The 25,314-nt window shown below is 72.8% G+C and carries 23 protein-coding genes; 12 read left to right on the top strand and 11 right to left on the bottom strand.

The window, feature by feature from the left end; translation table 11 throughout:
- Window positions 1-136 precede the first annotated feature (136 nt).
- On the top strand, window positions 137-1,372 hold the full coding sequence (locus IF19_RS0126885) for a trypsin-like serine peptidase (RefSeq protein ID WP_030119777.1): 1,236 nt from the start codon (window positions 137-139) through the stop codon (window positions 1,370-1,372).
- Between the two features lie 256 nt (window positions 1,373-1,628).
- Here the strand turns inward: IF19_RS0126885 and hflX are convergent, their stop codons facing one another.
- From hflX to miaA, 6 genes are all read right to left on the bottom strand, one after another.
- Entirely contained in the window at window positions 1,629-3,149 is a 1,521-nt protein-coding gene (gene hflX / locus IF19_RS0126880; RefSeq protein WP_030117476.1) for a GTPase HflX, read from the bottom strand.
- A gap of 131 nt (window positions 3,150-3,280) precedes the next feature.
- Window positions 3,281-4,726, bottom strand: a complete 1,446-nt coding sequence (locus IF19_RS0126875; RefSeq protein WP_030117477.1) for a M1 family metallopeptidase — start codon at window positions 4,724-4,726, stop codon at window positions 3,281-3,283.
- Window positions 4,727-4,810: 84 nt separating this feature from the next.
- On the bottom strand, window positions 4,811-6,982 hold the full coding sequence (locus IF19_RS0126870; RefSeq protein ID WP_030277253.1) for a RelA/SpoT family protein: 2,172 nt from the start codon (window positions 6,980-6,982) through the stop codon (window positions 4,811-4,813).
- A 171-nt stretch (window positions 6,983-7,153) separates the two neighbouring features.
- Window positions 7,154-8,020, bottom strand: coding sequence for a diaminopimelate epimerase (gene dapF, locus IF19_RS0126865; protein ID WP_030117480.1), 867 nt, complete (start codon window positions 8,018-8,020; stop codon window positions 7,154-7,156).
- A 237-nt stretch (window positions 8,021-8,257) separates the two neighbouring features.
- The gene (locus IF19_RS0126860) at window positions 8,258-8,710 is read right to left on the bottom strand and encodes a hypothetical protein (protein ID WP_030117481.1); all 453 of its coding nucleotides are present in this window, start codon (window positions 8,708-8,710) and stop codon (window positions 8,258-8,260) included.
- 107 nt (window positions 8,711-8,817) lie between these two features.
- On the bottom strand, window positions 8,818-9,756 hold the full coding sequence (gene miaA / locus IF19_RS0126855; protein ID WP_030117482.1) for a tRNA (adenosine(37)-N6)-dimethylallyltransferase MiaA: 939 nt from the start codon (window positions 9,754-9,756) through the stop codon (window positions 8,818-8,820).
- Window positions 9,757-9,963: 207 nt separating this feature from the next.
- On the opposite strand from miaA, the gene IF19_RS0126850 reads away from it, so the two are divergent.
- Window positions 9,964-10,365 carry an antitoxin gene (locus IF19_RS0126850; protein WP_030117483.1) on the top strand — a complete coding sequence of 134 codons (402 nt, stop codon included), beginning with the start codon at window positions 9,964-9,966 and terminating at the stop codon, window positions 10,363-10,365.
- A 63-nt stretch (window positions 10,366-10,428) separates the two neighbouring features.
- Here the strand turns inward: IF19_RS0126850 and IF19_RS0126845 are convergent, their stop codons facing one another.
- The gene (locus IF19_RS0126845) at window positions 10,429-11,169 is read right to left on the bottom strand and encodes a class III extradiol dioxygenase subunit B-like domain-containing protein (protein ID WP_030277252.1); all 741 of its coding nucleotides are present in this window, start codon (window positions 11,167-11,169) and stop codon (window positions 10,429-10,431) included.
- Window positions 11,170-11,214: 45 nt separating this feature from the next.
- Window positions 11,215-12,735, bottom strand: coding sequence for a tRNA (N6-isopentenyl adenosine(37)-C2)-methylthiotransferase MiaB (miaB, locus tag IF19_RS0126840; protein WP_050493939.1), 1,521 nt, complete (start codon window positions 12,733-12,735; stop codon window positions 11,215-11,217).
- Window positions 12,736-12,972: 237 nt separating this feature from the next.
- Here miaB and IF19_RS0126835 point away from each other — a divergent pair, with 237 nt between their 5' ends.
- Window positions 12,973-13,974, top strand: coding sequence for a TAXI family TRAP transporter solute-binding subunit (locus IF19_RS0126835; RefSeq protein ID WP_030117487.1), 1,002 nt, complete (start codon window positions 12,973-12,975; stop codon window positions 13,972-13,974).
- Window positions 13,975-14,180: 206 nt separating this feature from the next.
- On the opposite strand, the gene IF19_RS0126830 is transcribed toward IF19_RS0126835, so the two are convergent.
- Complete coding sequence (locus IF19_RS0126830) at window positions 14,181-15,578, bottom strand: sensor histidine kinase (RefSeq protein ID WP_030117488.1); 1,398 nt, start codon at window positions 15,576-15,578, stop codon at window positions 14,181-14,183.
- Between the two features lie 18 nt (window positions 15,579-15,596).
- On the bottom strand, window positions 15,597-16,289 hold the full coding sequence (locus IF19_RS0126825; protein WP_030117489.1) for a response regulator transcription factor: 693 nt from the start codon (window positions 16,287-16,289) through the stop codon (window positions 15,597-15,599).
- Window positions 16,290-16,717: 428 nt separating this feature from the next.
- Here IF19_RS0126825 and IF19_RS0126820 point away from each other — a divergent pair, with 428 nt between their 5' ends.
- The 9 genes from IF19_RS0126820 to IF19_RS0126785 all read left to right on the top strand — a co-directional run bounded on the left by IF19_RS0126820 (window position 16,718) and on the right by IF19_RS0126785 (window position 24,472).
- Window positions 16,718-17,503, top strand: coding sequence for an amino acid ABC transporter ATP-binding protein (locus tag IF19_RS0126820; RefSeq protein ID WP_030117490.1), 786 nt, complete (start codon window positions 16,718-16,720; stop codon window positions 17,501-17,503).
- 33 nt (window positions 17,504-17,536) lie between these two features.
- On the top strand, window positions 17,537-18,460 hold the full coding sequence (locus IF19_RS0126815; RefSeq protein WP_030117491.1) for a glutamate ABC transporter substrate-binding protein: 924 nt from the start codon (window positions 17,537-17,539) through the stop codon (window positions 18,458-18,460).
- A 214-nt stretch (window positions 18,461-18,674) separates the two neighbouring features.
- Window positions 18,675-19,322, top strand: coding sequence for an amino acid ABC transporter permease (locus IF19_RS0126810; RefSeq protein ID WP_030117492.1), 648 nt, complete (start codon window positions 18,675-18,677; stop codon window positions 19,320-19,322).
- A complete protein-coding gene (locus tag IF19_RS0126805; RefSeq protein ID WP_030117493.1) occupies window positions 19,319-20,260 on the top strand; it encodes an amino acid ABC transporter permease in 942 nt (313 codons plus the stop codon). Before IF19_RS0126810 ends, IF19_RS0126805 begins: the two co-directional genes overlap by 4 nt.
- Before the next feature lie 166 nt (window positions 20,261-20,426).
- Window positions 20,427-22,172 carry an FAD-dependent monooxygenase gene (locus IF19_RS0126800; RefSeq protein WP_030117494.1) on the top strand — a complete coding sequence of 582 codons (1,746 nt, stop codon included), beginning with the start codon at window positions 20,427-20,429 and terminating at the stop codon, window positions 22,170-22,172.
- A gap of 88 nt (window positions 22,173-22,260) precedes the next feature.
- On the top strand, window positions 22,261-22,347 hold the full coding sequence (locus IF19_RS1000000138950) for a putative leader peptide (protein WP_311605579.1): 87 nt from the start codon (window positions 22,261-22,263) through the stop codon (window positions 22,345-22,347).
- Window positions 22,348-22,556: 209 nt separating this feature from the next.
- On the top strand, window positions 22,557-23,096 hold the full coding sequence (locus IF19_RS0126795) for a cupin domain-containing protein (RefSeq protein ID WP_030117495.1): 540 nt from the start codon (window positions 22,557-22,559) through the stop codon (window positions 23,094-23,096).
- A 206-nt stretch (window positions 23,097-23,302) separates the two neighbouring features.
- The gene (locus IF19_RS0126790) at window positions 23,303-23,689 is read left to right on the top strand and encodes a rhodanese-like domain-containing protein (protein WP_030704568.1); all 387 of its coding nucleotides are present in this window, start codon (window positions 23,303-23,305) and stop codon (window positions 23,687-23,689) included.
- Window positions 23,690-23,875: 186 nt separating this feature from the next.
- Window positions 23,876-24,472: a DUF6197 family protein gene (locus IF19_RS0126785; RefSeq protein ID WP_030277249.1), complete on the top strand. Its 597-nt coding sequence runs from the start codon at window positions 23,876-23,878 to the stop codon at window positions 24,470-24,472.
- A 77-nt stretch (window positions 24,473-24,549) separates the two neighbouring features.
- Here the strand turns inward: IF19_RS0126785 and recX are convergent, their stop codons facing one another.
- Window positions 24,550-25,314: a recombination regulator RecX gene (gene recX / locus IF19_RS0126780; RefSeq protein WP_030277247.1), complete on the bottom strand. Its 765-nt coding sequence runs from the start codon at window positions 25,312-25,314 to the stop codon at window positions 24,550-24,552.

Below are 25,314 nucleotides of genomic sequence, written 5' to 3'. Positions count from 1 at the left end.
ACCTGCCGCGCACCGTCACCATCGGCACCGGCATAGTGGGGGCCGCACATCGGCGGCGGAAGCGTCTGCTCCGGCGCCGGTGGCATCCGCAAGGCAGCACGAGTACCGAGTGACGAAGTCCCAGGGGGATCACCAGATGCGACCCATTCGCCCGACCGATACCGCCCGCGGCGGCAGGCGCGTACGCCGCACGCGCTCCTCCGCGCTGGCGGCGACGGCCGTCGCCGCCGTGCTGGCGCTCACCGCCACCGCGTGCGGTCCGGAGGAGGACGACGCGGGCGGTACGACGCCCAGTGCCTCGGCCGACCAGTCGTCCGGTGGCAGCGGTGGCAAGGTCACCATCCCGGACGATCTGAAGAACCGGCTCAAGGAGCGCGGGATCGACCCGGACAAGTGGCGGGACGGCGAGTGGAAGAACTGGGACAGGGACAAGTGGCTGCGCGAGGCCAAGGACTTCGTCAACCCGATCATCGAGGACCTGTGGAACCCGGACCGGATGCGGGAGGCCGACAAGCCCCCGGCGGGCGAGGTCGACAACGACATCTCCGGTGACGACGGCGTGACGGACCCGACCCCGGCGCCGGTCCGGGCCGCGGGTGTCGCGACGCCGTACCACGACAACGCCCCGGAGTCCGGGAAGCTGCTCTTCGACGGCCCGAAGGGCTCGATGGTCTGCTCCGCGACCGTGGTGAAGGACCCGGCGAACCCGGGCAGGTCCAACATGGTGTGGACCGCCGGGCACTGTGTGCACGCGGGCAAGAAGGGCGGCTGGTACCGCAACATCGCCTTCGTCCCGGGCTACAACAACGACGGTCTGTCCATGGCGGAGCTGGAGAACGCGCCCAAGGAGAAGATCGCTCCCTACGGTGTGTGGTGGGGCCAGTGGGCCCAGACCTCGGAGCAGTGGATCGCCGAGGGCGCGGCGGCCGGCGGCCAGGGCGCGCCGTACGACTTCGCCGTGCTGCGCGTGACGCCGGAGAAGGGCTCGGGCGGCAAGTCGCTGGAGGAGACGGTCGGTTCGGCGCTGCCGGTCGAGTTCAACGCCCCGGCGGTGCCGAAGATCGCGGAGATGACGGCGACGGGCTACCCGGCCGCACCGCCGTACGACGGCCAGAAGCTGCTCCAGTGCGAGGACAGGCCGGGCCGGCTGTCCGTCTTCCGGGACCAGCCGACGATGTACCGCATCGGCTGCACGATGACCGGCGGCTCCTCCGGCGGCGGCTGGGTCGCGGCCGGTCAGGACGGCAAGCCCGCGCTGGTGTCGAACACCTCGATCGGCCCGGTCACGGCGGGCTGGCTGGCCGGTCCGCGGCTCGGCAAGGAGGCCGAGGGCGTCTACCGCGCGGTGAGCGAGAAGTACGCGGGCCAGTAGGCGGCGGGTCCGGCGGTGCGGCCTGTCGTCACCGCCGGACCTGGCAGTAGACCTGACCTGGCAGTCGACCTGACCGGGTCGGCGGCCGGGTCGGGTCGAACCGGGTCGGGTCGGGTCGGGTCGGGTCGGGTCGGGCGACTGAACCGGTCCTCGTGCCGATGACCGGCAAGTACGCCCCGGGGCGCGTGCGCGAAGGGCCCGGCCCCGACTCCGTGGAGGAGTCGGGGCCGGGCCCTTCGCTGTCGTCCGGGCGCCGTCAGTGCGCGGCGAGGACGAAGGTCTCCAGCTCGGCGGCCAGCTCCTCGTGGACCTGGGCCTTGAGCAGGGTGCCCTCGGCGGTGTGCTCCTCGGAGAGCACCTCGCCCTCGGCGTGCACCCGGGAGACCAGCGCCCCCTGGATGTACGGCACGAGCGCCTCGATCTCGACGGACGGCCGGGGCAGCTCGGAGTCGATGAGCGCCAGCAGCTCGTCGATGCCCTCGCCGGTCCTCGCCGAGACCACGATGGCGTGCTTCTCGTTGCGCAGGAGCCGCTGGATGACCAGCGGATCCGCCGCGTCCGCCTTGTTGATCACGACGATCTCCGGCACGTCCACCGCGCCGACGTCCCGGATCACCTCGCGCACCGCGGCGAGCTGCTCCTCCGGCACCGGGTGCGAGCCGTCCACCACGTGCAGGATGAGATCGGAGTCGCCGACCTCCTCCATCGTGGAGCGGAACGCCTCGACGAGGTGGTGCGGCAGATGCCGGACGAACCCGACGGTGTCGGCCAGCGTGTAGATGCGGCCGCTCGGCGTCTCGGCCCGGCGGACGGTCGGGTCCAGAGTGGCGAACAGGGCGTTCTCCACCAGGACACCGGCCCCGGTCAGGCGGTTGAGCAGCGAGGACTTGCCCGCGTTGGTGTATCCGGCGATGGCGACGGAGGGCACCTTGTTGCGCTTGCGCTCCTGCCGCTTGATCTCGCGGCCGGTCTTCATCTCCGCGATCTCCCGGCGCATCTTCGCCATCTTCTCGCGGATCCGCCGCCGGTCCGTCTCGATCTTGGTCTCACCGGGACCACGGGTGGCCATGCCGCCACCGCCGCTGGAACCGCCGCCGCCCATCTGGCGGGAGAGCGACTGACCCCAGCCGCGCAGCCGCGGCAGCATGTACTGCATCTGTGCCAGCGACACCTGCGCCTTGCCCTCGCGGGACTTGGCGTGCTGGGCGAAGATGTCGAGGATCAGGGCGGTCCGGTCGACCACCTTCACCTTGACGACGTCTTCCAGGTGGATCAGCTGGCCGGGGCTCAGCTCACCGTCGCAGACGACGGTGTCGGCACCGGATTCGAGCACGATGTCCCGCAGCTCCAGCGCCTTGCCCGAACCGATGTAGGTGGCCGGGTCCGGCTTGTCGCGCCGCTGGTACACCGCGTCCAGCACCTGCGCGCCCGCCGTCTCGGCGAGTGCGGCGAGCTCCGCGAGGGAGATCTCCGCGTCGTGCACCGTCCCCGAGGTCCAGACGCCCACCAGCACGACGCGCTCCAGGCGCAGCTGGCGGTACTCGACCTCGGTGACGTCCTCGAGCTCCGTGGAGAGACCGGCGACGCGCCTCAGGGCCGCGCGCTCGGAGCGGTCGAGCTGGTCGCCGTCCCGGGCTCCGTCGATCTCGTGGCTCCAGGCGACGTCCTCTTCCATCAGGGCGTCGGCCCGGCGGGCCTCGGTGAGGCTCTCGGTGGTGTTCTCCGTGGCGCTCTGCGCGTCCTGCGCGTCCTGGGGAAGGGAAGAAGAGGAGGTCATTGGATCCTTACGTCGAGAGAAGTCTTTACGTACGTCACAACGCGTGACCCTCCCGGAAGATTCCCTGCCGGGAACTCCGGGGCGGTCCGCCGCGCCGACGCGTCGATAGTGGCACGGTCCCACCGGGCCCGTCACGCGGGTTTCGCGCTGCTCCAGTCCGGGTGTCCGGGCATCGGCGGGGTCTTCCTCCCGTACAGCCAGCCGTCGAAGAACGCGGTCAGGTCCCGTCCGGCGACGCGGGAGGCCAGCCGGGTGAAGTCCGCGGTGGTCGCCGCGGTGTCCCGGTGCGCCCGGACCCAGGCACGCTCCAGCCGGCCGAAGGCGGCCTCCCCGATCTCCTGGCGCAGGGCGTAGAGGACGAGCGCGCTGCCGTCGTACACGACCGGGCGGAACAGACTCAGCTTCTGCCCCGGGGACGGGCCGTCGGGGTGCGCCGGAGGGCCGCCGTCCGCGCGCCAGCCGTCGGAGAGCCGGTACGCCTCGCGCATCCGCCGCTCCAGGGCCGGGCCTCCGTGCTCCTCGGCGTACCGGGCCTCGTACCAGCTGGCGTGGCCCTCGTTGAGCCACAGGTCGGACCAGCTCGCGGGCGAGACGCTGTTGCCGAACCACTGGTGGGCGAGCTCGTGGACCATCACCGAGTCGACGTACCACTCCGGGTAGGCGGGCTCGGTGAAGAACGACTTGCCGAACAGCGAGAGCGTCTGGGTCTCCAGGGCGAACCCGATGCGGCTGTCGGCGACGAGCACCCCGTACGCCTCGAAGGGGTAGCGGCCGACCTGCCGCTCCATCCACTCCAGTTGGGCCGGGGTCTTCCTCAGCCAGGGTTCCAGCTTCTTCCGGTCGGCGGCGGGGACGACGTCGCGCACCGGCAGTCCGTGCGGCCCGGTGCGGTGGGCGACGGCGGAGGTCCCGATGGAGACCTGGGCCAGCTCGGTGGCCATGGGGTGCTCGGTGCGGTAGGTCCAGGTGGTGGTGGCTCCGTGCCGGGTCCTCCCCGCGGGCAGGCCGCCCGCGACCGCCGTCAGCTTCTCGGGGGCGGTGATCCGGAAGGTGAAGTACGCCTTGTCGGAGGGGTGGTCGTTGCTCGGGAAGACGCGGTGGGCGGCGTCGGCCTGGTTGGCCATGGCGAGCCCGTCGGCGGTGCGCACCCAGCCGCCGTCGTCCCCGGAGCCGCGCGGGTCGCTGGTGTGCCGGACGGTGATCTCCACCGGTACGCCCGCGGGGAGGCGGCGCGGGGCCCGGACGACCAGGTCCTCGTTCTTGCTGCCGAACTCGGCGGGGCGTCCGTCGACCTCGACGCCCCGGACGGCGCCCCGGGCGAAGTCGAGGTTGATCCGGTCCAGCGGTGCGGTGGTACGGGCCCTGATCTTCGTGACGGCGTCCAGGGGCTTGGTGTTGCTGCCGTGGTAGGTGAGGGCGATGTCGTACGCGAGGACGTCGTAGCCGGGGTTGCCCAGTTCGGGGAAGAGCCGGTCTCCGATGCCCAGGGGCTCGGGGGCGGGCAGGGCGGCGGCGACGAGCGTGGCCGAGGCGGTCGCCAGGAGGGCGGCGCGCAGGCGGCGGGTCAGGAGCGGCATGGACTACGGCTATCAGCGCCGGGCCGCCCGGCCGGGGAGCCGCGCGCCGCACCACTCGAACGAGGAGGGCCGGTGCGCGGCGGCTCAGCCCGCCGGGGCCGGGTGCTGCGCGCGGCTGACGTCGTAGACCCCGGCCACGTCGCGCATGGCGCGCATCAGGGCGGGCAGGCCCGCGGCGTCGGGCAGCCGCAGGGTGTAGGTGTGGCGCACCCGCTGCTCGCTGGGCGGTTCCACGGTGGCGGAGACGATCGCCGCGTCGGCGGTGGCGATGGCCTCGGTCAGGTCGGCGAGGAGGTGGGGGCGGCCGAAGGACTCGGCGACGAGGGTGACCCGGCAGCCGGCTTCGGGCTCCCGGCCCTCGGCGTCCTCCCAGCGGGCCTCGACCGGGGCGCGGCCGATCTCGCGCATGGCGGCGACCGCGCGGCACGCGCGGCGGTGGACGGTGACCGCGCCGCCCCGGACGACGAAGCCGGTCAGCTCGTCGGGGGGCACCGGCGTGCAGCAGCCGGCCAGCCGCACCGACGCCTCCGGGTCCTCGACGACGACGCCCGCGGCGCGGGGCCCGGACCGGGTGCGGGCCGGTGCGGCGGCGCTCGGCGCCCCGCCGTCCGGAGCGGCGGGCGCGGGCCGCTCGGACCCGGGAAGACCGGGTCCCGCCGGGGCCGCGCTCTCCGGACCGGGTTTCGCCTCGTCGGGGTGGTCGGCGAGCCAGCCGGTGATCGCGATCCGGGCGGCGGGGGTGCGGGCGTGGTCGAGCCAGTCGGGCGAAGGTCCGGAGGCGGCGTCGTGGGCGAGCAGCACCTGCACGGTGTCGCCGTCGCCGAGGACGGTGCTCAGGGTGGCGAGGCGGCCGTTGACCCGGGCCCCGATGGCGGTGTGGGCCCGGTCGCCGTACTGCGCGTAGGCGGCGTCCACGCAGCTGGCCCCGGCGGGCAGGCCGAGCGTGCCGCCGTCGGTACGGAAGACCGTGATCTCGCGGTCCTGGGCGAGATCGTCGCGGAGGGTGGTCCAGAAGGTGTCGGAGTCGGTGGCGGACTCCTGCCAGTCCAGCAGCCGCGAGAGCCAGCCGGGCCGGGTCGGGTCGGCGCGCTCGTCGGACGGCTCGGCCGGCGGGGAGGCGGCGTCGTGGGCGTACGGGTTGCCCAGGGCGACGACGCCCGCCTCGGCGACCTTGTGCATCCGGTGCGTACGGATGAGGACCTCCGCGACCGCGCCCTCGGGGCCGACGACGGCGGTGTGCAGCGACTGGTACAGGTTGAACTTCGGGGCGGCGATGAAGTCCTTGAACTCGGAGATCACCGGGGTGAAGCAGGTGTGCAGTTCGCCGAGGACCGCGTAGCAGTCGGCGTCCTCACCGACGAGGACGAGGAGCCGGCCGAAGTCGGTGCCGCGCAGTTCGCCGCGTTTTCCGCGGACCCGGTGCACGGAGACGAAGTGGCGTGGCCTGATGAGGACTTCGCCGCTGATGCCCGCCTCGCGCAGGGTGTGCCGTACGTCGTCGGCGATGGTGTCGAGCGCGGCCTCCCGGTCCGCCGCGGCGATCAGCGCGCGGGTCTCCTCGTACTCCTCGGGGTGCAGGATCGCGAAGACCAGGTCCTCCAGCTCGGTCTTGAGCGCCTGTACGCCGAGCCGCTCCGCGAGCGGGATCAGGACGTCCCGGGTGACCTTGGCGATCCTGGCCTGCTTCTCGGGGCGCATCACGCCGAGGGTGCGCATGTTGTGCAGCCGGTCCGCGAGCTTGATCGACATGACCCGGACGTCGTTGCCGGTGGCGACGAGCATCTTGCGGAAGGTCTCCGGCTCGGCGGCGGCCCCGTAGTCGACCTTCTCCAGCTTGGTGACGCCGTCGACGAGATAGCGGACCTCGTCCCCGAACTGCTGCTCCACCTGGTCGAGCGTCACCTCGGTGTCCTCGACGGTGTCGTGGAGCAGGGACGCGGTGAGGGTGGTCGTCTCCGCGCCGAGCTCGGCGAGGATCAGGGTGACGGCGAGCGGGTGCGTGATGAAGGGCTCGCCGCTCTTGCGCTTCTGGCCCCGGTGCGAGGACTCGGCGAGGAGGTAGGCGCTGCGCAGGACGGCCAGGTCGGCGTCGGGATGGTGGGCGCGGTGCGCCTCCGCGACGTGGCTGATGGCGTCGGGCAGCCGGTCGCGGGAGACCGGGCCGCGCAGCGCCACCCGGCCCAGTCTGCGCAGATCGATCCGGGGGCGGCTCCGCCTGCGAAGGGGGGCGCCCGGATCGGCGGCCTCTGCACTCATGGGCACCTCCGGCGACGTCGACCGGCGCGGGGCGGGGGCGGATGCCCCTCGGGGCCGGTGCTTGATGCTACCGACCCCACCACGCGGGACCCCCCGCCTCTCGCCCAGCGTGAAACGGATCACCCATTCGAGCGAAGCGCCGCGCGGTCATCGTTTCGACTGAGCCAGTCCTCAGAAGGTTTCGAGCCACGCCGGGTCGATGACGCCCTCGGCGACGATCACGGCGGGTCCGGTCATGTCGATCGCGCCGTCGGGGTGCTCGGTGATGACGAGGGTGCCGCCGGGCAGGTCCACCCGGTAGGTGACGGGGAGGCCGGTCCGGGCGGGGTCGGCGCCGTCCCGGCGGGCGGCGGCCACGGCGACGGCGCAGGCGCCGGTGCCGCAGGAGCGGGTCTCGCCGGAGCCCCGCTCGTGGACGCGCATGGCGACGTGGCGCGGGGCCCGGTCGACGACGAACTCGACGTTGACCCCGTCGGGATAGACGGTGTCGGGGCTGACGGGCGGGGCGGCGAGCAGATCGCCCGCGTGGTCCAGGTCGTCGACGAAGGCGACCGCGTGCGGATTGCCCATGTTGACGTTGCGCGTGGGCCAACTGCGGTCGCCCACACGGACGGTGGCGTTCTCCTCGGGCAGCAGGGCGCGCCCCATGGAGACGGTGATGTCGCCGTTCTTGGCGAGGTGGACACGCTTGGCGCCGCCCCGGGTGGCGATGGTGAGGTCGCCCTCCTCGACGAGCCCGGCGCGCTGGAGGTGGTGGGCGAAGACGCGGACGCCGTTGCCGCACATCTCGGCGATCGATCCGTCCGCGTTGCGGTAGTCCATGAACCACTCGGCCTCGTCCGCCAGGTGCCGCGCCTCGGGGTGCGCGGCGGACCGCACGACGTGCAGCAGACCGTCGCCGCCGATGCCGGCCCGGCGGTCGCAGAGCCGGGCGACCACGTCGGCGGGCAGCGTGAGGGCGTTGTCCGGGTCCGGGACGATCACGAAGTCGTTCTCGGTGCCGTGACCCTTGAGGAAGGCGATCTGCGAGGTGCTCACGGATCCACTGTACGAGGCGGCTCCGACAACCGGCGCGAGCGGGCCGGGGGACGGTACGCGGGCGGGCCCGAGGGCCGGTGGTACGGGGCGGGCGCGCATACCGTACGCGCGGGGCGGCATCGGCGGAGCCTCGGCCGTAGGTGCGTGGGGTGGTCGCGGGGCCTCGGTCGTACGCGCCTGGCGCCGCAGCCGGACCGGCGGACACCGGCACCGGGCGGACGTCACCCCGGGACGGCGTCAGCGCAGGCGGGCGACGCGCCAGACGGCGAGGGCCACAAGGGCGACGCCGGTCGCCGCGTACAGGGCGATCACGCGCCAGTCGGGGCGGGCGCCGGAGCTCCGGGAGGGCAGTCCGGGCCAGGTGTGGCCGACGCGGCGGGCCGCCATCATGCCCCAGCCGGCGGCGCAGCAGCTGATCAGGAGACCCAGCATGGCCACGATGGCTCCGCCGTCGCCGAACTCGAAGGCGAGGGGGAAGGCGAACATCAGCGAGCCGACGGCGGCCAGCACCAGGATGGGGGCGAGCTGCCAGATCCGCAGTTTGCGGGTGGGCCGCAGCTCGACCTCGACCTCGGGGGCGACGTCCTGCTCGTCGGGTCCGTCGGAGCTCAGCCGTCCCGCGGTCTCCCGCGGCGGCGGCACATCGTGCTCCGTGTCGCGCTGCTCCGTGTCGCGAGGGCCGGCCTCCATCGCCACGCGCCCTCCCTACTCGGACTCCATCTGTGGATCGATGTTTGATGATGGCACGATCACGGGCGCCGAAATGACGGCCGGGGCTTCCCGATGCCATCACGTGATCAGGCTGTGACCGCCCGTTCGACCAACGCCAGCGCCCGGAGCGGGAGTTCCCGCCGGTCACGGTCTCCTCCGCCGAGCCAGACGACCCGCGTGTCACGGCGGAACCAGGAGTCCTGGCGGCGGGCGAAGCGTTTGGTGGCGCGCACGGTCTCGGCCCGCGCGTCGTCCTCGGTGCACTCCCCCGCGAGCGCCGCGAGCACCTGCTGGTAGCCGAGCGCCCGGGACGCCGTGAGGCCCTCGCGCAGCCCGGACCCCTCCAGGGCGCGGACCTCGTCCACCAGCCCCGCCTCCCACATCCGGTCGACGCGCCGGGCGATGCGGTCGTCGAGTTCGGGGCGGTCCACGTCGACGCCGATCTGCACGGCCTCGTAGACGGGCTTCTCGCCGGGCAGGTTCGCGGTGAAGGGCTTGCCGGTGATCTCGATCACTTCGAGGGCGCGGACGATCCGGCGGCCGTTGCCCGGCAGGATGGCGCGGGCGGCGGCGGGGTCGGCGGCGACGAGCCGGGCGTGCAGGGCGCCGGGGCCGTCCCCGGCCAGTTCGGCTTCGAGGCGGGCGCGGATCGCGGGGTCGGTGCCGGGGAACTCCAGGGCGTCGATGGCGCCCTTCACGTACAGCCCGGAGCCGCCGACCAGGATGGGCGTGCGCCCCTCGGCGAGCAGCCGGTCGATCTCCCGGCGGGCGAGGCGCTGGTACTCGGCGACGCTGGCCGCCTCGGTGACGTCCCAGATGTCCAGCAGGCGGTGCGGCACGCCGTCGCGCTCGGGGAGCGTCAGCTTGGCGGTCCCGATGTCCATGCCCCGGTAGAGCTGCATCGAGTCGGCGTTGATCACCTCGCCGTCGAGCCGCTGGGCGAGGAAGACCCCCAGATCCGACTTTCCGGCGGCCGTGGGGCCGACGACGGTGATGACGCGAGGGGCGGGGGTGCGAGGGGTCACCGGACCAGTCTCCCAAACACCCGTGCGCTCCCGGACACGGCGGGTGCCCGGGGCGTCGCGCGGGCGAGCGTGTGACCGGTGCTTGCCGGGTAGCGCCTGGAAAGCACCGAAGGGGGTGTAAAAACGGCGGGAACGGACAGGTGACGGACAATGGGGGTGGGAGAACGCTCCCGCCGACACAGTCCTCACTGCACGGAAGGTGACCCAATGGGGTTCCTGGACAACCTGAAGGCCAAGCTGGAACCGGCCAAGGAGAAGGTCGGCGACCTCGCGCAGCAGCACGGGGGCAAGATCGAGCAGGGTCTCGACAAGGCCGCGCGCACGGTCGACCAGAAGACCAAGGGCAAGTACAGCGACAAGATCGACTCGGGTACGCGCAAGGCCAAGGAGGCCGTGGACAAGCTGGGCCAGAAGGACGGCGGCGCGGCGGGCGCGTCCGGTACGCAGGGCACTCCCGGCGCCCCGGGCACGTCCGGTACGCAGGCTGGGCCGGGTCCGTCCGGGACGCAGGGTGGGTCGGGCGCCCCGGGTACGCACGGCACTCCCGGTGCTCCGGGTGCGCAGGGCACCTCTGGAAGCACGCCGCCCCCGCCGCCGCCCGCCCCCTGATACGGCGGTCAGATCCCGGAGGCGGGTGCGGAGCCGAGCGCTCCGCACCCGCCTCCGGTCTGTTCAGGACCAGGCGGCGACGGTGTAGCCCACGCCGTACGGGGCGTTCTCGTACAGCAGCCGTCCCGCCAGCCCGGCGTCCCGCGCGGCGCCCGCGAGGAGCTGCCAGGGGGCCCGGCCGGCCACCTTGAGTTCGTGGGCGAGCGCCACGTCGAGAGCGGCGAGGGCGTCGAGGTCCGCCGAGCCGAGCGCCTCGGTGGCACGGGCGTCGAAATCGGCGGCCCGCTCGTCGAGGTAGCCGGGTGCCTTGAGGGTGCGGCAGGCGCTGCCGTCCCCCATCACCAGCAGCGCGACCCGGCTCGCCCGCCGGGCGAGCATGCCGCCGGCCTCGGCGCAGTCCTCCGCTACGGCGGCCTCCGGCAGGGCGAGCCCCTCGACGGGTGAGCACGACCAGCGGGCCCGGCCCAGCAGCCAGGCGCCGACCGTGAGGGACTGCGGCAGCGGCCGGCCCGGCGTGAACGCCTCCTCGGGAACCGGGCCGAGCGTCACGTCCAGGTCCACCCCGACGCCCTGGAAGCTGCCCTGCGTGCCCGGCGGGAAGGGTCCGACGGACGGGGCCCCGTCCCGCCCGGGCAGGGTTTCGCCGGGCCCCACGACGACCAGCAGGTCCGGGCGCGAGGCGGCGAGCACCGCCACGGCGTCGAGGCACGCGTCCCGGGCGGAGTCGAGCTCGGGGGCTGCCCCGGCGGCGACCTCGGGCACCAGGAGCGGCGGACAGGGGCACACGGCGGCGGCGACAAGCATGCCGGTCAGCGTACTTGCCGCTCGCCGTGGACCGCCGGGGAACCGTCAGCCGATGCCGCAGGCCGGGGCCGCGGCGGCCGGGAGCGGGTCGGGGGCGCCGACGCCGGGGAGGCCGAGCATCACGCCGGCCGGCTTGGCGGCGGCCGCGGCGGTGCGCTTCTCCCAGGCGTCGCCCGCGCGGGTGGACCGGACGGCGAGCGGCGTGCCCTCGGCGAGGAGGTGGTGCGGGGCGGCGTAGGTGATCTCGACGGTCACCACGTCACCGGGGCGCACGGCCTGCTCGGGCTGGGTGAAGTGGACCAGCCGGTTGTCGGGGGCGCGGCCGGAGAGGCGCCGGGTGGCGCCGTCCTTGCGGCCCTCGCCCTCGGCGACCATGACGTCCAGGGTGCGGCCGACCTGCTTCTTGTTCTCGTCCCAGGAGATCTGCTCCTGGAGGGCGGACAGCCGCATGTACCGCTCCTGCACGACCTCCTTGGGGATCTGGCCGTCCATGTCGGCGGCCGGGGTCCCGGGGCGCTTGGAGTACTGGAAGGTGAACGCGTTGGCGAACCGGGCCTCCCGGACCGCGTGCATCGTCTGCTCGAAGTCCTCCTCGCTCTCGCCGGGGAAGCCCACGATGATGTCGGTGGAGATGGCGGCGTCCGGCATCGCGGCGCGCACCTTCTCGATGATCCCGAGGAAGCGCTCCTGGCGGTAGGAACGGCGCATCGCCTTCAGGACGGCGTCGGAGCCGGACTGCATCGGCATGTGGAGCTGCGGCATCACGTTGGGCGTCTCGGCCATGGCGGCGATGACGTCGTCGGTGAAGTCGCGGGGGTGGGGCGAGGTGAAGCGGACGCGCTCCAGGCCCTCGATCTTCCCGCAGGCGCGCAGCAGCTTGGAGAACGCCTCGCGGTCGCCGATGTCGGAGCCGTAGGCGTTCACGTTCTGGCCGAGCAGGGTGATCTCGGAGACGCCCTCGGCGACCAGGGCCTCGATCTCGGCCAGGATGTCGCCGGTGCGGCGGTCCTTCTCCTTGCCGCGCAGCGCCGGGACGATGCAGAAGGTGCAGGTGTTGTTGCAGCCGACCGAGATGGAGACCCAGGCCGCGTAGGCGGACTCGCGGCGGGTGGGGAGGGTGGAGGGGAACGCCTCCAGGGACTCCGCGATCTCGATCTGCGCCTCCTCCTGGACGCGGGCGCGCTCCAGGAGGACCGGCAGTTTGCCGATGTTGTGCGTGCCGAAGACGACGTCGACCCAGGGAGCCCGCTTGACGATGGTGTCGCGGTCCTTCTGGGCGAGGCAGCCGCCGACGGCGATCTGCATCCCGGGGCGCTTGGTCTTCATGGGCGCGAGGCGGCCGAGATTGCCGTACAGCTTGTTGTCGGCGTTCTCGCGCACCGCGCAGGTGTTGAAGACGACGACGTCGGCGTCGCCGTCGGAGCCCTCGGGGGCGCGGACGTAACCGGCGTCCTCCAGGAGACCCGACAGCCGTTCGGAGTCGTGGACGTTCATCTGGCACCCGTAGGTGCGCACCTCGTAGCTCTTCTGGACGTCCACTGCTTCGCTCCGGTTGCCGCTGCTCATGGGACAAGGGTAGGCGGTTGCCGCGCGGCGCCCCGCCCGTCCCCGGCAGCGGCCTCCCGCTGTCCCTCCCGCTGACCTCCTCCCGCCCTCCGCGCCGGCCCCCTCCCGTCTCCTCCACCGGCCCTCTCCCGTCCCTTCCGCCGGCCTGCTCGACGGCCGCTCCGGCTCCGGTCGCTGTGGGCCGGACCTCACGGGGAAGCCTGGTCAGGGGGCCGGTGAGCTGGCAGGATCGCGCGCATGCTCAGCGCTCTGTCCCGATTCGACCGCCGCCGTGCCCTGCGGGCGGGCACCGTCCTCGCGGTCGTGCTCGGGCTGCTCGCCTGGTGGTTGTGGCCCGCCCGGGACGAGGGCGCGCCGAACGGTTCCCTCACCTTCTCCACCGGGGTGCCCAGCGGGGTCTACCAGCGGTACGGGGAACGGTTGGAGGGCGCGCTCGCCAAGGACATGCCGGAGGTGGCCATACAGCTGCGGACCAGTGAGGGCTCGCAGCAGAACCTGGCCCGGGTGGCGACCGGCGAGGCGGACTTCACCATCGCCACCGCCGACGCCGTGGCCACGTACCTGCGCGACGGGCGGCCCGGGGCCCAGCGGCTGCGCGGCTGCGTCCGGCTGTACGACGACTACGTGCAGCTCGTCGTCCCCCGCGACTCCGACGTCCGTACGGTGTCCGACCTGCGGGGCAAGCGGGTCGGCGTCGGGCAGGAGGGCTCCGGGGTCCGGCTGGTGGCGGACCGGCTGCTGGCGGCGGCGGGGCTCGACCCGGCCGGCGACATCACTCCGGTGCCGGTGGGCATCGACACCATGCCGGTCCGGCTGACCCACGGCCGGCTCGACGCCTTCTTCTGGTCGGGCGGCCTGCCCACGGCGGCCGTGCAGGAGCTGTCGCGGAGCTTCGAGGTCCGGTTGGTCCCGATGGAGGCCGAACTGGTCGCGAAGCTGCAGTCGGCGACCGGCCCCACCCGGTTCTACCGGTCGGCCATGATGCCCGCCGACGCCTACCCGGAGGCCCAGCAGGGGCAGGCGGTGCCGACGGTCGCCGTGGCCAACCTGCTCGTCACGACGGACCGAACGGACGCGGCCGTGACGGAGGCGTTCACCAGGACGGTGATCAACAGCCGGGACCGGATCGGCCGCGAGGTCCACGCGGCGCAGTTGGTGGACCTGCGGACGGCGATCTACACGGACCCGCTGGACGTGCACGACGGGGCCAAGGACTACTACCGCTCGGTGAAGCCGTGACGGGCGGCCGGTGGAGGACGGCCGGGGCGGCGAGCGGTGAGGACCCCGGGGCGGTCCGCCGCTCCGTGACGCCGTGACGCCGTGACGGCCGGGTCTCCCGCCGGTCCTGAACGCCGGCCCGCCCGCCCGGCTGAGGACGGCCCAACCCGCCCGCCCGGCTGAGGACGGCCCGACCCGCTCGCCCGGGTGGGGACGGCCCGCTCGGCTCAGGACGGGCCCGGCAGGTCGCGGGGGACCGAGAGCGTCACCCGCAGTCCGTGCGGTTCGTGGTGCTCGTACGCGATCGAGCCCCCGCCCGCCGCGAGCAGCACCCGCGAGATGGAGAGGCCGAGACCCGATCCGCTGACGTTCTGGTGGCGGGTGCTGCGCCAGAAGCGGTCGCCGACCCGCTCCAGCTCGGCCTCGGTGAGACCGGGGCCCCGGTCGACGACGACGACGGTCGCCTCGGTGGCCCCGGCGGTGACGGTGACCGTCACGTCCTCGCCGGCCGGGGTGAACTTCACGGCGTTGTCGATGACGGCGTCCAAGGCGCTGGAGAGCGCGATCGGGTCGGCCCACGCGGTGGCCGCCGGGGCCCCCTCGACGGTGAGCCGCACGCCCTCCCGCTCCGCCATCGGCCGCCAGGAGGCGACCCGTTCGGCGGTGAGCGGGACGATGTCGATCAGCTGGAGATCGGCCTCGGCGTGCTCGGCCAGCGCGAGGTCGAGGAGGTCGTCGAGGACCCGGGCCAGCCGTTTGCCCTCGGTGCGGACGGCGGCGATCTCCTCTCTGCCCTCGGGCAGCTCCAGGGCGAGCAGCTCGATGCGCAGCAGCAGGGCGGCGAGCGGGTTGCGCAGTTGGTGCGAGGCGTCCGCGACGAAGGCGCGCTGCTGCTCCAGCACGTCCTCGACGTTGTCCGCCATCTCGTTGAAGGAGCGCGCCAGGCGTCTCAGCTCCGGCGGCCCGGCCGACGCGGCGACCCTGGAGCGCATCCGGCCGCCCGCGATGTCGTGGGTGGCCGCGTCCAGGGTGCGTACGGGGAGCAGGACCCAGCCGGTGAGGCGGACGGCCGCGCCGACGGCCACCAGCAGGGCCAGCGCCTCGCCGAGGGCGATGTAGAGCCAGTTCCGCAGGATGCGCGAGCGCATCTCGCCGGTGGGCGAGTCGATGACGACCACGGCGACCACGTCGCCGTCGCGCACCACGGGCGAGGCGACGACGACGCGCCCGTCGCGCCAGGGCCAGACCTGCGGCGGATCGTGCGAGCGGCGGCCGAGCAGCGCTTCGGCGAACGCCGTGCGCCCCTCCCCCTCGGCGGGCAGGGACCAGGAGCCGGGGGCCTTGGCCAGGGCCCGGTCGTCGCGGAAGAAGACGCCGGCCCGGATGCCGTACACGGAGGCGTAGACCTCCAGGTCGGTCTGGAGGGTGCGGCGGCGCTCCTCGCTGTCCGGGGAGGTGTCGGTGATGGCCTGCGCCAGGCCGGCGAACCGCGCGGTGTCGTCGATCCGGTCGATCACCAGGCGCTGCTGTTCGGCCGCCGCCACGCTCACCGCCAGCGGGAGGCCGAGGGTGAGCAGGACGGCGGCCATCAGGACGATGAGCAGCGGGAGGAGACGGGAGCGCACCGGGAGACGTACCGCCGGTTACGCGGACGGCGCGACGAGCCGGTAGCCGACGCCCCGCACGGTCTCGATGAGGGCGGGCAGCCGCAGCTTGGAGCGCAGGGAGGCGACGTGGACCTCCAGGGTGCGCCCGGTCCCCTCCCAACTGGTGCGCCAGACCTCGCTGATGATCTGTTCGCGGCGGAAGACCACGCCGGGGCGCTGCGCGAGGAGGGCGAGCAGGTCGAACTCCTTGCGGGTGAGCTGCACCTCCTCGCCGTCGACGCTGACGCGGCGGGTCGGCAGTTCGATGGCGACCGGGCCGAGGCGCAGGGCGGCGACGGGGGTCGGCGCGGTGTCCTCGCCGCTGGTGGTGCGCCGGGCGACCGCGTGGATACGGGCGAGCAGTTCGCCGGTGTCGTACGGCTTGGTGACGTAGTCGTCGGCGCCGAGGTTGAGCCCGTGGATGCGCGAGCGCACGTCGGCGCGGGCGGTGACCATGATGACGGGGGTCGCGGTCCGCTTGCGGATCTTCCCGCACACCTCGTAGCCGTCCTGATCGGGCAGGCCGAGGTCGAGGAGGATCACGCCGAAGGGCTCCTTGTCGGCGGGCAGCAGCGCGCGCAGGGCCTCCTCGCCGTTGCGGGCGTGGACGACCTGGAATCCGTGCCGGGCGAGCACGGCGGACAGAGCGGCAGCGACGTGGTCGTCGTCCTCGACGAGCAGCAGTCTCATGGCCCTCCCTCCTCTCCCGGTCTCCCGGGGCCGTACGGCGCCGGGGTTCGTTCACCGCGTCCGCGCGGCGGCCCGGAACGCGGTCGCACCGCGTCACCATCGCACCGCGTCACCGGGTGAAGCCCGACATTAACCCGCCTTTCACGAGCCCGTACGTCGATGGCTTGTTCCGTTCGGCGCCGCTTCATCTCTCCCCGCTCAAGGCATCCACGCCGATGAGCGGCCCACCAGTCAAGACCCCGCCGGTCACAGCAGGGTTTCCGTTATGCACCCGGTACGCCTCCGGAGCGGGGTGCGACGTCCCGTTCACACGGAGTGTCCGGTTGCCGCCGGATCGTTATGCTCAATTTCCGCTCAGATGTAATGACGTTGATCGCACTGCGTCATTACTGTCCTTGTTCAACCGAGGAGGACGGAGCAAAAAGCCGATGAGCGGAGTTTCAGTGACCAAGGCCGCCGAGGATGCCGCGCCCGAGGCGAACGACCTGGTCGTACTGAGCAACGTCAACAAGCACTTCGGCGCGCTGCATGTGCTCCAGGACATCGACCTGACCATCGCCCGTGGCGAGGTCGTGGTCGTCATCGGGCCCTCCGGGTCCGGCAAGTCCACGCTGTGCCGCACGATCAACCGCTTGGAGACGGTCGACTCGGGAGCGATCTCGATCGACGGCAAGCCCCTTCCCCAGGAGGGCAAGGAGCTCGCCAGGCTGCGTGCCGACGTGGGCATGGTCTTCCAGTCGTTCAATCTCTTCGCACACAAGACGGTGCTGGAGAACGTGATGCTGGGCCAGATCAAGGTCCGCAAGGCCGACAAGAAGGCCGCGGAGGAGAAGGCCCGGACCCTGCTCGACCGGGTGGGCGTCGGCGTCCAGGCCGACAAGTACCCCGCGCAGCTCTCCGGCGGTCAGCAGCAACGCGTCGCGATCGCCCGTGCGTTGGCGATGGACCCCAAGGTCATGCTCTTCGACGAGCCCACGTCGGCTCTCGACCCGGAGATGATCAACGAGGTCCTGGAAGTCATGCAGCAGCTGGCCCGGGACGGGATGACGATGATCGTCGTCACCCACGAGATGGGCTTCGCCCGTTCCGCCGCCAACCGCGTCGTGTTCATGGCCGACGGAAAGATCGTCGAAGAGGCCACGCCCGACCAGTTCTTCAGCAACCCGCGCAGCGACCGGGCCAAGGACTTCCTGTCGAAGATCCTGCACCACTGACGACAACGACCTACGAACTCAAGGACTGTTCACATGAAGCTCCGTAAGTCCGCCGCCCTCGCGGCGATCGCCGTCCTCGCCCTGACCGCGACCGCGTGCGGTGGCAAGGAGGGCTCCGCCGGTGACAAGCCGGGCGGCACGAAGCCGGGTTCCTCCGAGGCCCCCGCGCTGCCCACGTACACCGTGGCCAAGGACGTCTCCCTCGACTCCCCGGTCTTCAAGAAGGCCAAGGAGCGCGGCAAGCTGATCCTCGGCGCCAAGGCCGACCAGCCGTACCTCGGCTTCGAGGACCAGTCGACCAAGGAGCGCTCGGGCTTCGACATCGAGATCGCCAAGATGGTCGCGGCCGACCTCGGTTTCTCGGACAAGCAGATCGAGTGGAAGACCGTCGACTCCGGCGTCCGTGAGACGGCCATCTCCAAGGGCCAGGTCGACTACTACGTCGGCACCTACACGATCAACGACGAGCGCAAGAAGCAGGTCGGCTTCGCGGGTCCGTACTACAAGGCCGGCGCGGACCTCCTGGTGCGCAAGGACGACAGCTCCATCACCGGCAAGGACTCGGTGAAGGGCAAGAAGGTCTGCTCGATCGTCGGCTCGACCCCGCTCCAGGAGATCAAGAAGCCCGAGTACGGCGCGAGCGTCGTCGAGCTGGCCAAGTACTCCGACTGCGTGCAGCAGCTGCTCACCAAGCAGATCGACGCCGTCACCACGGACGACTCGATCCTCAAGGGTTACGCGGCCGCCAACTCCGGCAAGCTCCAGGTCGTCGGCAAGCCGTTCACCGAGGAGCCCTACGGCATCGGTCTGAACAAGGACGACAAGGTGCTGCGCGAGGCCATCAGCAAGTCGCTGGAGGAGCGCGTCAAGGACGGCACCTACAAGAAGATCTACGAGGCCACGCTGGGCCTGTCCGGTTCGGACTACGTCGAGCCGCCGGCCATCGAGCGCTACTGACGCTCCCCCTGGCGCCCGGTACCTCCGGGCGCCGGGTGATGCCGGTCGCTCCCGCGTTCACCGAACGCCAGCGCTCCGGAATCCCGTCACGAAGCCCCGCGAGTGACCCCGGCGTTCCGTACGCCACCGCCGTCCCGTCCCTTACCGGGACGGCGGGCGTACGGGGCGCTGCTTCCCCTGCCCCGATGCCGATGACCGCCGACGCGGAGACCTCATGAACGTACTGCTCGACAACTTCCCAGCGTTCCGCGACGGCTTCATAGGAACCGTGTCGATCACCGCCGTCAGCTCGCTCATCGCCCTGGTGCTCGGTGTGGCCGTCGCCGGGTTCCGCGTCTCGCCGGTGCCGCCGCTGCGGTACTTCGGCACCGCGTGGGTGACGCTGATGCGCAACACCCCGCTGACGCTGCTCTTCCTGATCTTCTTCTTCGTGGTGCCGGAGATCCTCTTCCCGGGGATGAGCCCGTTCGTCCTCGGCTCCCTGGCCCTCGGTTTCTACACCTCCTCGTTCGTCTGCGAGGCGGTCCGCTCCGGCATCAACACCGTGCCGCTGGGGCAGGCCGAGGCCGCGCGCTCGATCGGCATGACGTTCGCCCAGACTCTGCAGCTCGTCGTGCTCCCCCAGGCGACGCGGACGGTGGTCCCGCCGCTGAGCAGCATCTTCATCGCGCTGACGAAGAACTCCGCGATCGCCGGCGCCTTCAGCAACGCCGAACTGTTCGGCTGGCAGAAGCTGATGAGCGACAAGGGCTACGACATCGTGCCCGTCTTCATCTGGGTGGCCATCGGCTATCTGATCATCACCTTTACCATCAGCGGCCTCTTCCGGCTGCTGGAGCGTCGCATGGAGGTCGCCCGATGAGCGCCAGCGTTCTTTACGACGCCCCGGGCCCCAAGGCCGTCGTCCGCAACCGGATCTACGCCGTCGTCGGCAGCCTCGCCATCGTGGCGCTGATCGCCGTCAGCATCGTCCGGCTCGCGGACAAGGGGCACCTCGCCCCCGAGATGTGGGACATCTTCAACTACGCGGGCATCCGGCAGAACATCGCCGACGCGATCCTCGCGACCCTCAAGGCGTTCGGACTGGCCGCGGTCGGCTCGCTGGTCCTCGGCGTACTCCTGGCGGTCGGCCGGCTCTCGGACCACAAGCCGGTCCGCTGGGTGGCGACCACGTTCATCGAACTGTTCCGCTCGCTGCCGCTGCTGATCACCATCTACGCGATCTGGGTCGGCTTCCTCACCGACTACTCGATGTGGGCGCTGGCGGCGGGCCTCTCCGTCTACAACGGCTGCGTCCAGGCCGAGGTGCTGCGCGCCGGCATCAACTCGGTGCCCAAGGGGCAGAGCGAGGCGGCCTACGCGATCGGCATGAGCAAGACGCAGGTCATGACGACCGTCCTGATGCCGCAGGCCGTCCGGTCGATGCTGCCGACGATCATCAGCCAGCTCGTGGTGACCCTCAAGGACACCTCGCTCGGCTTCATCATCCTGTACCCGGAGCTGCTGCAGACCGCGCGTCTGATCGCCTCCAACACCCAGGTGAACGGCCAGTACCCGTACGTCTCGACGATCGCCGTCATCGGCACGATCTACATCGCCATGTGTCTGCTGCTCTCGGCCCTGGCCACGTGGATCGAGAAGCGCGGCCGCCGCGCCAAGACCGGCATCAAGGTGGCGCCCGGCGTACAGACCGCCAGCATCCCCACCGTGGACGCCCTTCCCGGCGTCGACGCGGGGGGCGCAGGGGGCGCAGGCGGGACCGACGGCGGTGCCGGTGGGGCAGGCGGGACGGGCAACTGACCCCGTCGGGGTCTTCCCGGCAGAAGCATTCGAGGCAGCGGCGCACGCGTCGCTGCCTCGGTCACTTGACGCAAACACCACCAGTGGGTTGCATACGTTCTGTGATCACGCACCCGGCTACCTCCGCCATGTTCCGCATGACCGCACAGGCCGGAGGGTACGCGCCGTGGACCCGGTGATCGTCGTCGGCGCCGGGCCCGTCGGCCTGACGCTGTCGCTCGCCCTGGCCGCCCAGGGCGTCCCCTCGGTGGTCCTCGACGAGGGCTCCGGCCCTCAGGAGCCGCGTCCCGCCCGTACGGTCGTGCTGCGCGAGGACACCGCCGACATGGTGGGCCGGCTCGGCTGCCGGGAGCTGGACCGGGTCGGGCTGCGCTGGACCGGCTGGCGTTCGATGCGCCGGAAGCAGCTCGTCCGGAACGTCCCGCTGAGCGGGGGCCCCCACGGCGAGGACGCCGCGCCGCTGCCCGCCCCCCTCCACCTTCCCCAGCACGAACTGAGCGCGGCCCTGCGCGCGGCGGCCGACAAGGAACCGCTGATCAGGCTGGTGCCGATGAGCCGGATCGACACGCTGGAGCAGGACCGCGACGGCATCACGGTCCACACCAGGGAGCCGGGCTCCACCTGGTGGCGCGGAAGCTATCTGGTCGGCTGCGACGGCGCCCGGTCCACCGTCCGCAAGCTGCTCGACATCCGCTTCCCCGGCCGTACGGCGGTGGAGCGGCACGCCGTCGCCGCCCTCAGGGCCGAACTCCCGTGGCCGGGCGAGGCCGTTCTGCACCGGCAGCCGCCCTGGCGGAACGCGGGCGCGGAGGTCTCCGCGCGCCCGTTGCCCGGCGGCGTGTGGCGGCTGGACTGGCTGCTGCCGGCCGATGCCGACCTGGTCACCCCCGAAGCCCTGATCAGCCGCGTCCGCGACACCTTGGCCGGCTGGTGCGGCGAGACCCCGGCGTACGAACTGCTGGACACCGGCGTCCACACGCTCCACCACCGGCTCGCCCGGCGCTGGCGCAAGCGGCGCGCCTTCCTCGCGGGGGACGCGGCGCACCTGCTGGGCGCGCTCGGCACCCAGGGCCTGGACGAGGGCGTCCGGGACGCGGAGAACCTGGCCTGGAAGCTCGCCCACGCCTGGCACCACGGCCCGGCCGAGCAACTGCTCGACAGCTACCAGGCGGAGCGCCGGGCCGCGGTCGCCGCGCGGCTGCGCGCCGCCGACCAGTCCCTGCCGATACTGCGCGGCGGGGGCGGGCTGCGGACCCTGGTCCCGGGCGCGGCACGCGGCCACGACACGCTGGTAGTCGACGGTCATCTGGGCCGCGGAGCGCTGGGCGCGCCCCCCTCGTACTCCCACTCGCCCCTCGCACCGCCGCACTCGGAGGCGCACACGGCCGTCGGTACGCCCCCCGGTGCGCCGGTCACCGATGTGACGGTGACGACGCCGGACGGGACGACGGCGCGGCTGCGGGAACGGCTCGGGCGGGGCAACGTGCTGGTGGTCCTGGTCGCGCCGGGGACCGGCGTCTGGGACCGGCGGCACTGGCGGACGGCGGGCGTCATGCCCCGTCTCACGGACGCGGTGGGGGCGCTCCCGGGGGCGACGGAGCTGCTGGTCACCGAGAGTTACCCGGGGGCCTCCGCCCACACCGTGCTGCTGGTCCGCCCGGACGGCCACCTGGTGGCGGCGTTCGGCGGCGTTCGGCCGAGGGAACTGTTCACCGCGGCACTGACCGCCCTGGGCCGTGCTCACCGCGACGAGCCGGAACCGGGGGACACGGAGCCCGGCTCCCCCGGACCCGAAGGCGGTGCACCCGGCCCCGAGCAGGAAGAGGCGGACGACCGGGCCGAAGCGAAGGGCCGGCGGGCACAGCGCCCCGGAACGCGGATCCACGCGGACGGGGCCGCCGGACGCCCCTGACCGGCCCGTCCCGCCCCACGCGCCTCCGCACCCCCACCGGTACGGAGGCGCGTTGACCGCCACCGGCGCGCATGGTTCACTCCAGATCATGACCGACACCGATGTGCGCCTGTGGCGGAGGGTCCATATGGACCTCGTCCGCTACGCGGGCTGCGTGTGTCGTCCGTCCTGCTGAATCGCCTCCCTCCACCGGTCCGTGCCGTCTCTCCGCACGGCCGGTTCACCGCGCGAACTCCCAGGACGGTCCTCGTGTCTTCCCTTTCTTCCGCCGTGCCCACGGCTGCCCCCGTCACCCCTCCCGTGCCTGCGAGCGCCTCCGGCCCGGCGGGCGTCCCCGCGACGCCGGGTACGCCCGTACTCGGGGAGGCCCCCGTACCGGCAGGCGTGCCCGCTCCCTCCGGTGAGCCGGCTGCCGCCCCCGCTTCCTCCGTGGCGCCGACGCTCGCGGAGCTGATGGACTACGTCCGCGGCGCGGCCCGCGACGAGGCGCTCATCGCCTCGCTCCCCCTCGACCCGGAAGAGCGCACCTGGATCCGGCTCGACGGGCCGGGCGGCAGTGAGGCGTGGCTGATCGGCTGGCCGCCGGGCACCGGCACGGGTTGGCACGACCACGCGGACTCGTTCGGCGCGTTCACCACCGCCGCCGGGGCCCTCACGGAGCACTCGCTCGCCGTGCGGCTGCCCACCGACGGCTGGCGGACGCTGGAACTGAAGGACGGCGTGGACCGGACGAGGGAGCTGGCGACCGGCCAGGGCCGGGCCTTCGGACAGAACCACGTCCACGAGGTGCTCAACGAGTCGGGCACCGCCCACGCCGTCTCCGTCCACGCCTACTACCCGCCTCTGCCGCGCATCCGCCGGTTCAGCCGGACCGGCCCGGTGCTCCGTCTGGAGCAGACCGAGCGCCCGGAGGACTGGCAGTGAGCGGGGTACCGGAGAAGGCCGTGGCATACGCTCCGGAGGCGGACGCGTCGGGGGTCGGTTCGCCGGAGGCGGGCGTACCGGTACGGGGTCCGTCGGCACCCGCCGTTCCGGGGGCCGCCGTTCCGGAGCACGACGCTCCGGAGCCCGCCGCTCCGGAACACGGCACTCCGGAGCGCGCCGCTCCGGAACCTCCGGTCCCGGGACCGGTGGGCATCGACGAGCTGCTGGAGCGGGTCAGGGCCGGCTACGAGCGGATCGGGCCGGCCGAGGCCGCCGAAGCGGCGGCGGCGGGGGCGCTGCTCGTGGACATCCGGTACGCGGCGCTGCGCGAGCGCGACGGGCTGATCCCGGGCGCGCTCGTCGTGGAGCGCAACGAACTGGAGTGGCGCCTGGATCCCCGGGGCAGTCACCGTGCCGCCGAGGCGGTCGGCCACGATCTGCGGATCGTCGTCGTCTGCAACGAGGGCTACGCCTCCAGTCTCGCGGTCGCCTCGCTACGGCAGCTGGGGCTGCACCGGGCCACCGATCTGACCGGCGGCTTCCAGGCGTGGCGCGCCGCCGGGCTCCCGGTCGCCTCTCCGCCCCCCGCCTGAACCACGGCCGCCCTGCCCGCCCCGCCCTGTCCGCTCCGTCCGCCCTGCCCGACCGAGGGACGTTGCCACCGGTCGGGCGGGGCCCCGCTCGCCCCACACCCGAACGCCACGCTCCAGTGGTACAAGTACCGCGCGTGACCGACATTCGCCTCACACAGAGGTCGATATGTACGGAGATGACACGCCATGGCGATCGCGGCTCTCACCCCCGACCGGCTGGACGACCAAGCGTCCCGGCTGCACGACACCCGGGCATGGCAGCGGATCGTCACCGGCTGGGAGCGCACGGCCGCCGAGCCGGCACGGCCTTCGGACTGGCGGGACCTGCTGTCCGTCCCCGTCGAGCAGCTGATCGACGACGCCCTGCGGGAACTTCCCGCGGCGTCCCCGCAGGAACGCCCGCTGCCCGGCAGGCTGGGTGCGATGCTTCCCGACCGCGTCCACCTCTGGCGGCGGCTCGGGCAGAGCGACATCCGGCCCTCGGTCCACCTCGGCCACGCACGGCAGATCCTGGCCGAGTGGGGCTGGCAGAACGCCCCGTACCGACTGCGGAACGCCCGGGGCGCACGCTGCATCTGCGGCGCGCTGATCTCCGCGCACCGCCTCGGCCACGGCTCTCTCGCCACCGTGGACCGGGCCGGCGCCTGGCTGATCACGGAGCTGCGCGCACAGGGGTGGCAAGGGCTGATCGGCCCCTGGAACCGCCACCCCGACCGCACCGCTGACGACGCTCTGGCGCTCGTGGACGCCACCATGCGCCGCGCGGCCCTGGCCGGAGAGTGACCGCCGGGCTCCGCGTCGGGACAGCCGGTCCCGGAAGGCTCGCCCTCCGCACGCATCGCGTTCAGGAGGGCGCGTCCTCAGAAGGGCTCGTCCAAGCTCTCGGTGTCCTCGCCCTCCTCCTCCAGCGCCTGGCGCACCACCCGTAGGGCCATGCCTTCCCCGTACCCCTTGCGGGCGAGCATCCCCGCCAGCCGGCGCAGCCGCTTGTCGCGGTCCAGGCCCCGTGTGGAGCGGAGCTTGCGAGCCACGAGCTCGCGCGCCGTCTCCTCCTCCTGGTCCGCGTCGAGCTGTCCGACCGCCTCGTCGATCACCGCGGAGTCCACGCCCTTCGTCCGCAGCTCCCGGACCAGGGCACGCCGCGCCAGCCCCCGGCCGTGGTGCCGGGACTCCACCCACGCCCCGGCGAAGGCCGCGTCGTCGATCAGCCCGACGTCCTCGAAGCGCGAGAGCACTTCCTCGGCCGCCTCGTCCGGGATCTCCCGCTTGCGCAGGGCGTCGGCGAGCTGCTTGCGGGTGCGCGGCGTCCCGGTGAGCAGCCGCAGGCAGATGCCGCGCGCCTGCTCGACCGGGTCGCGCGGTTCCGCCGAACCGCGCGGCTCCCCTTCCCCGGCCCTCGACGAGGAGGGGGAACCGCTGCCTCTGGTACCGGAGCGGCCGCGGCGGCCCGCTCCCTCGCCGAATCCGCCCCTGGCGCCCGGTCCGCCGAGTGAGCGGGGCCCGGACCGCGCCCCGTCCTCGTCCGCCGCCGCCCCCCGCTCGGCGGCGAACCCGTCGGCGGCCCCGTACCCGGACGCGGGACCGCCGGGCTCGGGGCTGTCCGGCCACTCCGTACGACGTGTCAC

This window comes from Streptomyces californicus (assembly GCF_000717645.1).
GTDB classification, from domain to species: domain Bacteria; phylum Actinomycetota; class Actinomycetes; order Streptomycetales; family Streptomycetaceae; genus Streptomyces; species Streptomyces californicus.
Note: the sequence above shows the minus strand (reverse complement) of the source record. Positions and strands in the feature narration are given on the sequence as shown.